The following is a 13,468-nucleotide window of genomic DNA, read 5'->3' as shown; positions in this document are numbered from 1 at the left end:
CCTGCCTCCGCCCCGTACTCAACATGACCATGCCGTGTCGGACGCATCGTGCAAGGATGTCCCGAAACGGTTGGGCGCATCACCGCATCCGCGACATGCGCTGAGCACAAGCACGCAGCAACCAGCGGTTCGCCTTCGTCGTTGACCGCCATCCGGCCGTCCCTGATTGCGAGACGACATGAAACGGATGCTCATCAATGCGACCCAGCCCGAAGAGCTGCGGGTCGCGCTGGTCGATGGACAACGCCTGTACGACCTGGACATCGAGTCCGGCGCTCGGGAACAGAAGAAAGCCAACATCTACCGTGGCAAGATCACCCGCGTAGAGCCCTCCCTCGAAGCCGCCTTCGTCGACTTCGGTGCCGATCGTCACGGCTTCTTGCCGCTCAAGGAGATTTCCCGCGACTATTTCCTGAAAGAATCCTCGGGCCGTCCCAGTATCAAGGAAGTGCTCAAGGAGGGACAGGAAGTGATCGTCCAGGTGGATAAGGAGGAGCGCGGCAACAAGGGCGCCGCTCTGACCACCTTCATCAGCCTCGCCGGTCGCTTCCTGGTGCTGATGCCCAACAATCCCCGTGCCGGCGGCATCTCGCGGCGGATCGAGGGCGAGGAGCGCAGTCAGCTGAAGGAGGCCATGAGCCAGCTGACCGTGCCCGACAAGATGGGACTGATCGTGCGCACGGCCGGCATCGGCCGCTCTCCCGAGGAACTGCAGTGGGACCTGGACTATCTCGTCCAGGTGTGGGAGTCGATCACCGAAGAGGCCGGCAAGCGCCCGGCGCCCTTCCTGATCTACCGTGAATCCAACGTCATCATCCGCGCCATGCGCGACTATCTGCGCCAGGACATCGGCGAGGTGCTGATCGACAGCGAGCAGGTCCATCAGGAAGCCCTGACCTTCATCCGCCAGGTGATGCCCTCCTACCAGCAGAAGATCAAGCTCTACGTCGACGAAGTGCCACTCTTCTCGCGCTTCCAGATCGAGTCGCAGATCGAGACCGCCTACGAGCGAGAGGTCAAGCTGCCCTCCGGCGGTTCCATCGTCATCGACCATACCGAGGCACTGGTCTCCATCGATATCAACTCGGCGCGGGCCACCCGCGGTAGCGATATCGAGGAGACCGCGCTGCAGACCAACCAGGAGGCAGCCGACGAGATCGCCCGACAGCTGCGTCTGCGCGATATCGGCGGCCTGGTGGTGATCGATTTCATCGACATGAGCCCGGCCCGCAATCAGCGCGAGGTCGAGAACCGCATGCGCGATGCGCTCAAGCTTGATCGCGCCCGGGTACAGATCGGCCGTATCTCGCGCTTCGGGCTGATGGAGATGTCTCGCCAGCGGCTGCGCCCGTCGCTTGGCGAGACCAGCGGCGTGGTCTGCCCGCGCTGCGACGGCCAGGGCACCATCCGCGATGTGCGCTCCATCTCGCTCTCCATCATGCGCCTCATCGAAGAAGAGGCGATGAAGGAGCGCAGCGCCCAGATCCGCGCCATCCTGCCGGTGCCGGTGGCCACCTACCTGCTCAACGAGAAGCGCGCCGTGCTGGCCGAGATCGAACGGCGGCAGGGCGTGCGCGTCTTGATGCTGCCCAATCCGGACATGGATACCCCCCACTATGATGTCCAGCGCCTGCGCGAGGACCACGTGGATGAAGAAGGTACCACGACCCTGTCCAGCTTCGAGCTCTCCACCGATTCCGAGGTCGGCAAGGAGCCGGAGGCCGCCTTCGGTAAACCGGTCCAGCGCGCCGAGGCCGCAGTAAAGACGGTGATCCACCACGAGCCGGCACCCGCCTCCCTGCAGCAGCAGGAAGTGCCTGAAGCCCCGTCGACGCCCAAGGTGGCAAGCAAGGCACCGGCCGCCCCGCCCGTCCCCGAACCCCAGACCGGCGTACTAGGGCGCCTGGTCAAGGGTCTGTCCAAGCTGCTCGGCGGCGAAGAAGCGCCTACCGATACCGCAAAGAAACCCTCCGTCCGCTCAGGCGAGTCACCCGCTGACCAGGACGCAAGCAAGCCGGCCCAGCGCGATGAGCAACGAGGAGGTCGCAACGACCGCCAGCGTCGCCCACGCAATGATGAACGACGCAGCTCGCCCCGCCAGGAGAACGAACGTGGCGAGGGCAAGGCGGAAGGCACCGACAATCGCGGCAACCGTGGTGGCCGCGGCCGTGGCGGTCGCTCCGACGAGAACCGCCCGGCACGCCAGTCGGAGGCGCCAAAATCTCGTGATGAAAAGACTGGTGACGGCAAGCCTCGCGATGACAGGGCCCGGGACCAGAAGCCCAGCGAACAGACGCCCCGTGGCGAGAAGCCCAGTGACGACACACGTCGCCAGAAAGGCGGCGGCAAGCCTGCCGAGAAGCCGAGCGAGAAGCGTGACGATAAGCCGGCAGCCGCCGAAGCCCCGGTGGATGACGGCAAGCCCAAGCGTACTCGCAACAACCCCCGTCAGCGCACGCGCAAGCATGCCATCAACCCCAAGGCCGAGGCCGAACAGCAGCGCCTGCTTGCCGAAGCCACCGAGGGAGAACCCCAGCCTACCGAGGTGAAAGCCAACGCCCAGCCGGCCGAAACGCCCGACGAGGCGAAGGCCGAGTCGGAAGCGGCCAAGCAGCCAAGCGGCCAGGCAGCCAAGGCCGAACCCACGTCGGATGCGACCAAGGCGGAGCAGAAGCCCGCTGAGGCCAAGGCCGAAGCGCCGAAAACCGAGCAGCAGCCCGCTGAGCCCAAGGCCGAAGCCCAGCCGGATGCGCCGAAGGCAGAGCAGAAACTTGCTGAGCCCAAGTCCGAGGCACACAAGGCCGATCAAAAGCCGGCAGAGAAGGAGGCCGAGGCCAAGGGCGAGTCTGACGCGGCCAAGCAGTCAGGCGATCAGGCCGCCAAGGCCGAACCCAAGGCGGAGCAGGAGCCCAGCGACGCCAAGGCCGAGCAACCAAAGAGAAAGCCAGCCGACACGAAAGCCGGGCCCAAGCCGGATGCCTCTGAGGCCGAAAAGAAATCGGCCGACAAGCCTCTTGAAGCCAAGGCCGAGGTAACGAAGGCCGAGCAGAAGTCGTCCGAAGAGGCCGAGCGGAAGCCGTCTGAAGCCAAGGCCGAGCAGAAGCCGGCTGAGAAAGCTGCCGAAGCGAAGACCCACACCGAGGCTGCCAAGCAGTCGAGCGGCCAGGCCACCAAGACCGAAGCCTCGGTCGAGCAGCCTGCCAAGTCCGAGGCCGTGGCCGTGGCCCAGCCGAATGCGCCGAAGGCGGAGCAGAAAGCGGCCGAGAAGCCTGCCGAGGCTAAGGCTGAGTTCAAGGCGGCGACACCCAAGGCAGAGCCCGCGGACGAAGTCCCGAAGTCGGACCAGAAGTCCGCCGAAGCGAAGGCTGAGGCCCAGGCGGCGACACCCAAGGCAGAGCCCGCGGACGAAGTCCCGAAATCGGACCAGAAGTCCGCCGAAGCGAAGGCTGAGTCCCAGGCGGCGACACCCAAGGCAGAGCCCGCGGACGAAGTCCCGAAGTCAGACCAGAAGTCCGCCGAGGCGAAAGCCGAAGCCAAGCCGGAAGCGAAGGACGAGGAGCAGGCAACGGAGAGCCGTGCCAGCCGCCGTCGCCGTCGTCGCGCTCACAACGACCCGCGGGAGATCCGCCGTCGTGAGCAGGAGACCAAGGCCCAGGAGGGCAAGCAGGGCTGAGGCCCCGCTTCACTCCGGCACGACAGACAGCGCCCGCAGCCTTGGCTGCGGGCGCTGTCATGTCAGGATCGGAAAAGGCTCCGGCAGGATCAATCTGACTCGGCGAGTCGCGGCTCACGCTCCAGCATCACACCGAAACGATCCGCCACGGCATCGGCCACCCGCCCGGCGAAGTCAAGCAGCTCATCTGCCGTCCCATCGCCGAAGTGCACCAGTACCAGCGCCTGGCGCTTATGCACGCCGAAATGGCCCCGTCGCCAGCCCTTGAGACCGCACTGGTCGATCAGCCAGCCAGCCGCCAGCTTGACCCGGCCATCGGGCTGGGGGAAGTTCGGCATCATCGGGTAATCATCCATCAGCCGAGCGGCCTGGTCGGCTGCCACCACGGGATTCTTGAAGAAACTGCCGGCATTGCCCACCACGGCCGGGTCGGGCAGCTTCTCGCGGCGGATCGCGCCGACTGCCTCGGCCACCTCCAGCGCACTCGGCGAGGCGCCCACCCGGCTGGCCAGGTCACCGTAGTCGAGTCGGGGGCGCGGCGTGCGGTTAAGGCGAAGTACCAGCCGGGTGATCACCACGCGTCCTTTCAGGAAACCCTTGAAGACACTGTCCCGATAGCCGAAGACACACTCCTCCGGCGAGAGTATCGCCTCGCGACCATCGTCGAGATGAACCAGATGCACCGCCTCGATGACATCACTGAGTTCCACGCCATAGGCACCGATGTTCTGGATCGGTGCGGCGCCACAGTGTCCGGGAATCAGTGCCAGGTTCTCGGTGCCCCATAGGCCCCTGGCGGCCAGCATCATGACCAGCTCGTGCCAGACCACCGCGGCCTCGGCATGCACGAGGACCGTGTCATCCTGCCCCTCCTCCAGCCACCAGCGGCACATGGCCGGTCTAACAACCAGGCCCGGGAGCCATGCCGGCAGGATCAGATTGCTGCCGCCCCCCAGCAGGGTCAGTGGCCAGCCCTCGTGCCGGGCCAGGTCCAGGGCCTCGCGCAGATCGCCGACGTTGCTTGGCGCGACGAAGCGCTCCGCCCGACACGGCAACCCCAGGGTATTGGCCCGGGTGAGGTCGTGATGGGCGCAGAGCGCCAGGCTCAAGACTCGGACTCCAGGCGCGTTTCGACCTCCTCCAGCAGGCCCAGGGAGGCCGCCTCGACCAGATCCAGCACCTTGTCGAAGCCCCGATCACCGCCGTAGTAGGGATCGGGCACGGCGCGGTCAGGATAGCCGGCATACTCCAGGAACAGCCGTGCCGGCACCTGACTCTGGGGCGGACGCCGCGCCTCGATGGCCGCGAGGTTGTCATGGTCCATGGCCAGCAGCAGATCGAAGCAGTCGAAGTCGTCAACGTCGAGTTGCCGGGCGCGAAGTGCGGAGAGGTCGATGCCACGGCGAGCGGCGGCCTCGCGAGCTCGCGGGTCTGCCGCCTTGCCCACGTGCCAGGGCCCGATGCCACAGGAATCTACCCCTACCCGATGGGCCAGCCCGCGTTCGTCGAGCAGGCGGCGGAACACGCCCTCCGCGGTAGGGGAACGGCAGATATTGCCCAGACAGACGAAGAGCACGCGCATCAGAGACCTCCCGGGTGCGACATCAACTCACGGACCCGTGCCAGGTCCTCCTCGGTGTCCACGCCTGCCGGATGCGGAACCCGCGACAGGGCCACCTGAATGGCATGGCCATGGTGCAGGGCGCGCAGCTGTTCGAGCTGCTCAAGGCGCTCCAGCGGCGAGGGGGGCCAGTCGCGGTACTCTGCCAGAAAGCCCGCCCGGTAGGCATAGAGGCCGATGTGTCGCAGCCAGGCATCGGTCTCCAGCAGCTCGGGACGACGCGCGAAGGCGTCCCTGTCCCAGGCCTCTCTATCCCAAGGAACAGGGGCCCGCGAAAAATAGAGGGCGCGACCGGAGCGCGAACGCACGACCTTGACCGCATTGGGATTGAAGAGCGTCTCGACGTCGCTGATCGGCTCGGCCAGAGTGGCGATGGAGGCGTCGGGATCATCGAAGAGCCGGGCCGCCACCTGATCGATCAGCAGCGGCGGGATCAACGGCTCGTCGCCCTGGACATTGACCAGCACGGCGTCATCGGCCAGCCCCAGCCGCTCGGCCACCTCGGCCAGGCGGTCGGTTCCCGAGGGGTGGTCGGTGGCCGTCAGCAGCACTTCGGCGTCAAAGGGCGACAATGCCTCGGCGACACGCCAGTCATCGGTGGCCACTACCACCCGGGCGGCAGCGCTCTCCCGTGCCCGCCGCCAGACGTGGGCCACCATGGGCTGGCCGGCGATCTCGGCCAGCGGCTTGCCGGGCAGCCGCGAGGAGGCGAAGCGCGCCGGGATGACGGCGATGAATTCCTGCATGGGCACCCCTCAGGACTCGCCGGTGCGACCGGGTGAGTCGTGCAGCTTCTCGTCAACGTCCATCGCCCGGGCCTCCTCGGGCAGCATCACCGGGATGCCGTCGCGAATCGGGTAGGCGAGGCCATCGAACTGACACGCCAGTTCGGCGGCTTCGCGGTGGTACTTCAGCTTGCCCTTGCAAAGCGGGCAGACCAGCATCGCCAGCAGTTCCTTGTCCATGACTCCCCCTCGGATGGGTTTCATTGGGTTGACAGTGAGACCAGCCGCGCCTGCAGCCAGTCGATGAAGGTAGCGTCGGGCCGGGCTTCCACCTCGAGGACCCAGCTGTCGACGGGTGCCAGCTCGCGACACTTGACCGCGTCCTTGGCCGTCATCACCAGCGGCCGATCGTCGGCGAAGGCCAGGTCGGCCGCCGTGAAGCGATGGTGGTCGGCGAAGGCGTGGGTGACCGATTCCACGCCCAGTTCATCCAGGGTAGCGAAGAAACGCGCCGGGTGACCGATCCCGGCCAGCGCATGTACCGGGCCGGTAAAGGGAGGTGGGGTGGGCGGCGCTCGCCGACCGTCACCCAGCCGACGCCAGGCCGACGGTAACAGGGTCATCCCATACGCCCCGGCCGGCGGGTCGAAGGCCGGGGCGCCATTGATCACCACCGCATCTACATCGTCGAGCCGCGTCAACGGCTCACGGAGCGGCCCCGCCGGCAGGCAACGCCCGTTGCCGAAGCCACGCCGGCCATCCACGACCACGAGCTCCAGGTCACGCCCCAGCGCCAGGTGCTGCAGACCATCATCACCGATCAGGATATCGCACCCCGCCGCCAGCAGTCGCCTCCCGCCGCGGACGCGATCGGGGTCGACCACCACCGGCACTCCGGTCTGGTCCGCCAGCATGCGAGGCTCGTCGCCACAGGCCGTGACCGGCGTGTCGGCGTCCAGCAGCAGCGGGTAGCGGTCGCTGCGCCCGCCATAGCCCCGCGAGAGGATGCCGGGCGACCAGCCCCGCTCGGCGAGATAGCGCGCCAGCCAGGCCACCAGCGGCGACTTGCCGGTGCCGCCCAGGGTGATGTTGCCGACCACGATCACTGGCACCGGCGCCTGCCAGACGACCCGCCTTCCCGCCTCGAAGGCCGCGGCGCGACGCCGCATTACCAGGCGATAGAGGGTTTCCAATGGCCGCAGGGCCTTCAGCCAGGCATCGCCCCGGTAGGCTGCTGCCAACCAGCGTTCGCCGAGCCGACTCGCCATGGCTCAGGCCGGCTCCTGGAACTGCAGTCGATGCAGGGCCGCATAGGTGCCGTCCCGGGCGAGCAGCTCGGCGTGACTGCCCTGCTCCACGACCTCGCCCTGTTCGAGTACCAGGATGCGGTCGGCGCGCTCGATGGTCGAGAGGCGATGAGCGATGACGAAGGTGGTGCGCCCGCGGCAGACCTCTTCCAGGGCCGCCTGGATATGGCGCTCCGACTCGGTATCCAGGGCCGACGTCGCCTCGTCGAGCACCAGCAGCGGTGCATCCTTGAAGATCGCCCGGGCGATGGCCAGGCGCTGGCGCTGGCCACCGGAAAGCATCACGCCATTCTCGCCAACCAGGGCGTCGTAGCTCCCGGGCATGCGCTCGATGAACTCGTGGGCGTGGGCGGCCCGGGCCGCGGCCTCGATCGCCGCCGAATCGGGGTCGTCGACCCCATAGGCGATGTTGTCGGCAATGCTGGCGTTAAAGAGGGTGACCTGCTGGGAGACCAGGGCGATCTGGCGGCGCAGCGGTTGGAGGCGGAACTCGTCCAGGGGCACCTCATCGATCAGGATGCGCCCCGCCGTCGGGCGATAGAAGCGCGGCAGCAGGCCCACCAGGGTCGACTTGCCGCTACCGGAGCGGCCAACGATGGCAACCATCTCGCCGGGCGCCACCTCGAGGTCGATGCCCTTGAGTACCTCGGGTTGGTCCTCGCCATAGGCGAAGTGCACCTCCTCGAAACGCACCTGGCCGGCGAGCCGACCTGGGTCACGCCTGCCTTCGTCCTCCTCGGGGGGTTCCTCAAGAAGGCCGAAGAGCTCGCCGGCGGCGGCGATGCCCTTCTGGATCTCGCTGTTGATCTCGGTGAGCTGTCTCACCGGCTTGGCCATCAGTGCGGCGGCGGTAACGAAGGCCACGAACTCGCCGGGCGTCATCGCGTCCAGCAGGGTCGGCGACATGGCCAGCCACACCAGCACCGCCAGCGAGAGCGCCACCAGCAGCTGGATCACCGGGGTGCTGGTGGCCTTGGTCAATGCCTCCTTCATGCTCTGGCGACGGTTGACTTCGCTGGCTTCGGCGAAGCGCGCCTTCTCGTAGGCCTCGGCCCCGTGGGTCCGCACCACCCGGTAGCCGGAGAGCGCCTCGGAGGCGACATGGGTCACATCACCCATGGAGCGCTGGATGCGCCGTGAAATGCGGCGAAAGCGCTTGCTGGCATAGCTGACCACGCCGCCGATCAGCGGTGTCACGGCCAGGAACAGCAGGGTCAGCATCCAGTTGGTCCACAGCAGGTAGATCACCAGGCCGATCACGAAGAAACCCTCGCGCAGCAGAATGGTGACCGCCTTGGTGGCGGCCCCGGTGACCTGCTCGACATGGTAGGTGACACGCGAGATCAGGTGACCCGTGGAGTGGTCGTCGAAGAAACGACCCGGCAGATGCAGCATGTGGTTGAAGACATCACAGCGCAGGACGTGAACCAGATTGCGCGCCACACTGCTCATGAAGTAGGTGCCCAGGAAGGTACCAAGCCCGCGGGCAGCGAACATGCCCACCACGAACATTGGCAGGAAGAGCCGGAAGGCGGCATCGGGGTCCTGGATGCCGTCGATGAGCCGCTTCATCATCTCTGCCAGGGCGGTACTCGAGGCGGCATAGAGGGCATAGCCGAAGATCGCCAGGGCAAAGGCCCGCCAGTAGGGCTTCACATAGCCCAACAGGCGCTTGTAGAGGATCCAGCCGGAGTGTTCGATCACGGTGTCTCCGCTTGAGGGGTTGATGCCGCCGTGGTGGCGATGCGCACGTGACGGATCTCCAGGCCAGCAGCACGGTCCAGGACGCGCACCACGTCGGCGTGGGCGGCACGACCATCGGCCTCCACCACCAGGCCATGCTCGCGTGCCTGCTCGGCCTGGGCGGACAGGGCCTCGCCCAACATGCCGGCGCTGTGAATCTGCTCGCCCAGCCGATATTCACCCTCGGCGGTGACCACCAGGGTCACCGGCGATGCCTCCATGTCCTGGCCGCTCTCGCTCTCGGGGAGCTCGAGCTCCAGCGCCTGACGGGTCTCGAAGGTGGTAGAGACCATGAAGAAGATCAGCAGCAGGAAGACCACGTCGATCAGCGGGGTCAGGTTGACCTCCACTGGTTCGCGCCGCCGCCGGGGAAACCTCACGGTTGCTTCACCCTTGGCGCGATACGCCCATCGGCCTCAAGCTGCTCCTCGCTACGCGGGCCAGGCGGCGACTCGCCGCCGTCTCGCTCGCCCAACACCAGTTCGCCAGGGTAATGGGCAAGGTACTCGACCACCTGACCGGCCTGCTCCTCCATGCGCACCGTGATGTCCTCGACCCGGCGCTGGAAATAGCGATGGAACATCAGCGACGGGATCGCCACGGTGAGGCCTGCCGCGGTGGTGACCAGGGCGCGGGAAATACCACCGGCCAGGTCGGCCGTGCGGCTGGCCCCGTCGCCAGAGACGATCACCGCGAAGACCTCGATCATCCCCACCACGGTTCCCAGCAGGCCGATCAATGGCGCAATGGCGGCAATGGTGCCCAGGGGGCTCAGGAAGCGTTCCAGGTCGTGGATCACGGCAGTGGCCGCCTCATGGAGACGCGCACGCACCTGCTCGTGGCCAAGCCGAGCATTGCGCAGCCCGGCTGCCAGTACGCCACCCAGGGGGGAGTGGCCCTCCAGCCAGTAGAGGTTGACCTGCCCTCGAGCCACCAACTGACAGACCTCCTGCCCCAGTCCGTAGGGTGCAATGCGGCTGGCTCTCAGTGTCCACAGGCGTTCGATGATGATCACCGTGGCCACCAGCGAACAGCCCAGTAGTGGCACCATCAGCCAGCCGCCGGCGATCAGGGCATCCATCATGTCCATGCCGTTCCCCCTCGAGATGGACGGCCCGGAGGCCAGAAGTCAGTGAAGCGATTCTAACGCAAGGCAGCCAGCTCCGACACCGCCATGCCGCCAGGCGAGGGGCCGCTCGGCGGCAACATCTCGCTCACGACCCTCGCCGAGCCACAGGGTCACGGCACCATCACGAGCGGTACTCCACAGACAACTCCCGACGCCACGGAAGCGGCGCACGACAGGGCCTGCCGGGTGGCCGAAGGGATTGTCGCGCGCCGCGCTGAAGACCACATGGCGCGGTGCCAGGCGCCGCACCAGCGGCAGGCCAGAACTGGTACCACTACCATGGTGTCCCGCCACCAGCAGCGTCATCGTCGAGGGCAGCTCACCCAGCAAGCGGCGCTCGACATCACGCCCTACATCCCCGGTGATCAGCAGATGATGCGATCCGACACTCGCCAGCAGCACACAGGAACGATCATTGGACGAGAAATCACGGGTCTGGTCCGGTGGCCAGAGAATGCGGAAATTGACGCCATCGCGTCGCCACGAACGACCGGCCACGCAGGCCTCGGCCGGCACGTCGAGCGCCTCGCCGGATGGCGCCAGGAAACGCGTCACTCGATGCTGCTCGAGCAGGGCCGGCACCCCCCCGGCATGGTCCTGGTCGCCATGGCTGATGATGACGTCGTCGAAACGCTGTCCCGGGGGCCACAGCGAGCCGAGTGGCATGAAGCCGGACGCGAAGCGCGGTCCGGTGTCATAGAGTGCACGATAGCCGGCCGTGCGCAGCTCGACCAGCTGGCCCTGCCCTACATCGTGGACCCGGACCCGCAGCAGTCCCTCGGCGGGCACCGGAGACGAGGAGGAGACACTCAACGGCACCACCAGCAACAGCACCGAGCCGGCCCATCGCAGGCGCGTGACGAGGCCAGGCAGCGCCCATAGCAGGGCAGCCAGGCCCAACGCCAGCCCCAGCGGCACCACCTGAGGCGGAGCCGGCAGCCAGAGGGGCACCCAGGTAGCGGCGAGCTCCAGCAGCCATGCCAAGCCGTCGACCAGTATCCCGAACAGGGCCCAACAAAACGCCGAAAGCGGCGGCAGCCAGGCGGTGAGCCAGCCGAGCAGCCCAAGCGGCACCAGCAGGCTGCTCACCAGGGGCACAGCGACCAGGTTGACCAGCGGAGCCGCCGGGGCCAGGCGGTCGAAGGCCAGCAGCACCGCCGCCGCCATCAGTGGCGCCAACAGCAGCTGGGAACGGACCAGGGCCCAGAGCCAGCCAGTTATTCCCTGAGGGCGCGCCCTGCCCTGCCAGATCAGGATCAGCAGCGCCACGGCGGCGAAGGACAGCCAGAGGCCGGGCCGCCAGGCCGACAGGGGGTCGGCCAGCAGCACCAGCGCCAGGGCCAGCCACCACGCCTGCCAGGGGCCGGGCGAATGACGCCCGCTGGCCACCCAGAGCCCCACCAGGGTCATGATCATGGCGCGCAGCGCAGGAGGCTCCAGGCCGGCCAGGCCGGCATATCCCACCGCCGAGACTCCCGCCAACCACCAGGGCCAGACCGCCAGACGCCAGGCCCCGGGGGTGATCAGACGCGCCAGCCCACGAGCCAGCCATAACGAGAAGGCCGCCACCAGCCCCACATGCAACCCCGAGATCACCATCAGGTGAGTGGTTCCGGTGGCATTGAGCAGATCCCAGTCGCGTCGCTCCAGCCGCTCGCTGGCTCCCAGGGTCAGGGCCGCCAGCCAGCGACGATGGTCTTCTGCCAACTTCTGCTCATCGAGATGCCCCAGTGCCAGCCGGCGCAGCGAGAAGGGGGCAGGGGCAAGGCGGCGAGGGGGTGGGTCGCGGCGCACATAGCCGCTGGCCTGAATGCCTTCCCGCCACAGCCAGCCACGATAATCGAAGGTGCCGGGGTTGGCGAAGCCTGCCGGCGGACGCAGGCGAGCGGTCAGCCGCCAGCGCTCGCCGGGCACCATGGCAGGAGCTGCGAAGAAGGAGAGCCGGACCCGCTCGATGTCATGACAGTCGGGCAGTGAGTCTGCCAAGGGGCGACAAGCGGTGACCTCCAATATCAACCTCGACAGCCGTTCATCGCTGGCCACCGAGACAAGTCGCCCCTCCAGTCGCAGGTCCTGACGGGTCAGCCCGGGGGCGAGCTCGCCGCCGCGCACCATCAGCAGCTGGAACGCTACCAGTACCGCCACCGCAAGCCCCAACGCGAGAAGCGGACGACGCCCGGCCAGCACGACCAGCAGACCGAGCGCAAGCGCCTCGATGGCCCCCGGCATGGCGAGATGGCCCCCCAGCACGCCGGCCAGCACGGCGAGTGCCAGAGGGATGGCGAGGCCCAGCTGCATGGCATCGTCCCTGAACGGCAAGCATGGCAGCCCGCCAGCCCCATGGCACCATCACGTTGAGGGGCATCATGGCGAGGCAAGCGACTTCTATGGATAATAGCTCGGGTTTCGAAGCCGCGAGCCCATCGTCAATGCCGCGCCGACTGCTCCAGCGCTATCTGCCCCGCCCCGAGGTCCTCAGGCGCCGGCGCTCCCTGCGTTTCGTCAGCCACCTGATCGGCAACCCCTCGCTATGGGTGCTGACGCGTCGCAGCGTGGCCAATGCCTTTTCCGTGGGGCTGTTCAGCGCCCTGCTGCCGATTCCCTTCCAGATGCTGGTGGCCGCTTTCGGGGCATGGCTGGTCCGCTGCAACCTGCCGCTCTCCATCGGCCTGGTGTGGATCACCAATCCCCTGACGATGCCACTGATCTTCTATGGCAACTACCGCCTGGGAGCCTGGCTGCTGGACGTGCCGGTCAGGCAAGCACCGGACCGAATCTCCACTCGCTGGATCGCCGAACAGCTGGTGGACATCCTGCCGACCCTGGCCCTGGGATCCCTGGCCGCGGCCGTAGGAATCGCCGCGCTGGCCAACCTGGTGATTCGTCTGGTGTGGCGCTGGCAAGTCTCTCGCAGCTGGAAGGCACGGGCGCGTCGACGCCGGCGAAAACGGCCGGCTGCAAGGAAGGAGTGAGGTCGCCCTCTCGGCGACCGAGGTCATGGCGCCGGCAGCGTCACCCCTAGGAGCCTGTCGGGTTTGACCGATCGTAGCGAGAGAGACGGATTTCGAGACAAATTTATCGATCTGATGAGGCGAATAGCCCGCTATTTAACGAATCAGATCGAATTAAGTTGGCCGAAAGACCGGCTCTCGCAGTAGATCAGCGTTAAGTCCGACAGGCTCCTAGTGTTCTGTCCCAGAAATAAGCAAGCAAATCCGTTTGACTTTTGCAAGGATGGATTCGGCGGTGGCGGTCCAGATAAACGGTGCA

11 protein-coding genes are annotated in these 13,468 nt (G+C 67.0%); 2 read left to right on the top strand and 9 right to left on the bottom strand.

The genetic code is table 11. The features are described from left to right. Positions 1-178 precede the first annotated feature (178 nt). On the top strand, positions 179-3,673 hold the full coding sequence (gene rne, locus HALO32_RS11650) for a ribonuclease E (protein WP_151444046.1): 3,495 nt from the start codon (positions 179-181) through the stop codon (positions 3,671-3,673). 89 nt (positions 3,674-3,762) lie between these two features. On the opposite strand, the gene murB is transcribed toward rne, so the two are convergent. Genes murB through HALO32_RS11605 form a run of 9 tightly spaced genes read right to left on the bottom strand, consistent with a single transcriptional unit; the run spans position 3,763 to position 12,496 of the window. Next, entirely contained in the window at positions 3,763-4,782 is a 1,020-nt protein-coding gene (gene murB, locus HALO32_RS11645) for a UDP-N-acetylmuramate dehydrogenase (protein WP_151444045.1), read from the bottom strand. After that, the gene (locus HALO32_RS11640; protein WP_151444044.1) at positions 4,779-5,255 is read right to left on the bottom strand and encodes a low molecular weight protein-tyrosine-phosphatase; all 477 of its coding nucleotides are present in this window, start codon (positions 5,253-5,255) and stop codon (positions 4,779-4,781) included. The genes murB and HALO32_RS11640 overlap by 4 nt, the downstream gene beginning before the upstream one ends. Then, a complete protein-coding gene (kdsB, locus tag HALO32_RS11635) occupies positions 5,255-6,040 on the bottom strand; it encodes a 3-deoxy-manno-octulosonate cytidylyltransferase (protein ID WP_151444043.1) in 786 nt (261 codons plus the stop codon). Before kdsB ends, HALO32_RS11640 begins: the two co-directional genes overlap by 1 nt. 9 nt (positions 6,041-6,049) lie before the next feature. After that, positions 6,050-6,259 carry a Trm112 family protein gene (locus HALO32_RS11630; protein ID WP_151444042.1) on the bottom strand — a complete coding sequence of 70 codons (210 nt, stop codon included), beginning with the start codon at positions 6,257-6,259 and terminating at the stop codon, positions 6,050-6,052. Positions 6,260-6,279: 20 nt separating this feature from the next. Next, a complete protein-coding gene (gene lpxK, locus HALO32_RS11625; RefSeq protein WP_151444041.1) occupies positions 6,280-7,287 on the bottom strand; it encodes a tetraacyldisaccharide 4'-kinase in 1,008 nt (335 codons plus the stop codon). Between the two features lie 3 nt (positions 7,288-7,290). Next, positions 7,291-9,027 (bottom strand): lipid A export permease/ATP-binding protein MsbA, encoded by a 1,737-nt coding sequence (gene msbA, locus HALO32_RS11620; protein ID WP_151444545.1) that lies wholly within the window; start codon positions 9,025-9,027, stop codon positions 7,291-7,293. Then, entirely contained in the window at positions 9,027-9,449 is a 423-nt protein-coding gene (locus HALO32_RS11615) for an ExbD/TolR family protein (RefSeq protein WP_151444040.1), read from the bottom strand. The genes msbA and HALO32_RS11615 overlap by 1 nt, the downstream gene beginning before the upstream one ends. Continuing rightward, positions 9,446-10,159 (bottom strand): MotA/TolQ/ExbB proton channel family protein, encoded by a 714-nt coding sequence (locus HALO32_RS11610; protein ID WP_192576492.1) that lies wholly within the window; start codon positions 10,157-10,159, stop codon positions 9,446-9,448. Before HALO32_RS11610 ends, HALO32_RS11615 begins: the two co-directional genes overlap by 4 nt. 39 nt (positions 10,160-10,198) lie before the next feature. Continuing rightward, the gene (locus tag HALO32_RS11605) at positions 10,199-12,496 is read right to left on the bottom strand and encodes a DNA internalization-related competence protein ComEC/Rec2 (protein ID WP_151444039.1); all 2,298 of its coding nucleotides are present in this window, start codon (positions 12,494-12,496) and stop codon (positions 10,199-10,201) included. 131 nt (positions 12,497-12,627) lie between these two features. On the opposite strand from HALO32_RS11605, the gene HALO32_RS11600 reads away from it, so the two are divergent. After that, positions 12,628-13,170, top strand: a complete 543-nt coding sequence (locus tag HALO32_RS11600; RefSeq protein WP_151444038.1) for a DUF2062 domain-containing protein — start codon at positions 12,628-12,630, stop codon at positions 13,168-13,170. The last annotated feature ends 298 nt before the right edge of the window (positions 13,171-13,468 follow it).

The sequence above is a fragment of the Halomonas lysinitropha genome, from assembly GCF_902500215.1.
GTDB lineage: Bacteria > Pseudomonadota > Gammaproteobacteria > Pseudomonadales > Halomonadaceae > Halomonas > Halomonas lysinitropha.
Note: the sequence above shows the minus strand (reverse complement) of the source record. Positions and strands in the feature narration are given on the sequence as shown.

What these genes read in the sequence shown, in the direction of transcription:
- rne (WP_151444046.1), top strand. Translation starts at nt 179, where the DNA reads ATGAAACGGATGCTCATCAATGCGACCCAGCCCGAAGAGCTGCGGGTC.
- HALO32_RS11640 (WP_151444044.1), bottom strand. Translation starts at nt 5,255, where the DNA reads ATGCGCGTGCTCTTCGTCTGTCTGGGCAATATCTGCCGTTCCCCTACC.
- kdsB (WP_151444043.1), bottom strand. Translation starts at nt 6,040, where the DNA reads ATGCAGGAATTCATCGCCGTCATCCCGGCGCGCTTCGCCTCCTCGCGG.
- HALO32_RS11630 (WP_151444042.1), bottom strand. Translation starts at nt 6,259, where the DNA reads ATGGACAAGGAACTGCTGGCGATGCTGGTCTGCCCGCTTTGCAAGGGC.
- lpxK (WP_151444041.1), bottom strand. Translation starts at nt 7,287, where the DNA reads ATGGCGAGTCGGCTCGGCGAACGCTGGTTGGCAGCAGCCTACCGGGGC.
- HALO32_RS11610 (WP_192576492.1), bottom strand. Translation starts at nt 10,159, where the DNA reads ATGGACATGATGGATGCCCTGATCGCCGGCGGCTGGCTGATGGTGCCA.
- HALO32_RS11605 (WP_151444039.1), bottom strand. Translation starts at nt 12,496, where the DNA reads ATGCAGCTGGGCCTCGCCATCCCTCTGGCACTCGCCGTGCTGGCCGGC.
- HALO32_RS11600 (WP_151444038.1), top strand. Translation starts at nt 12,628, where the DNA reads ATGCCGCGCCGACTGCTCCAGCGCTATCTGCCCCGCCCCGAGGTCCTC.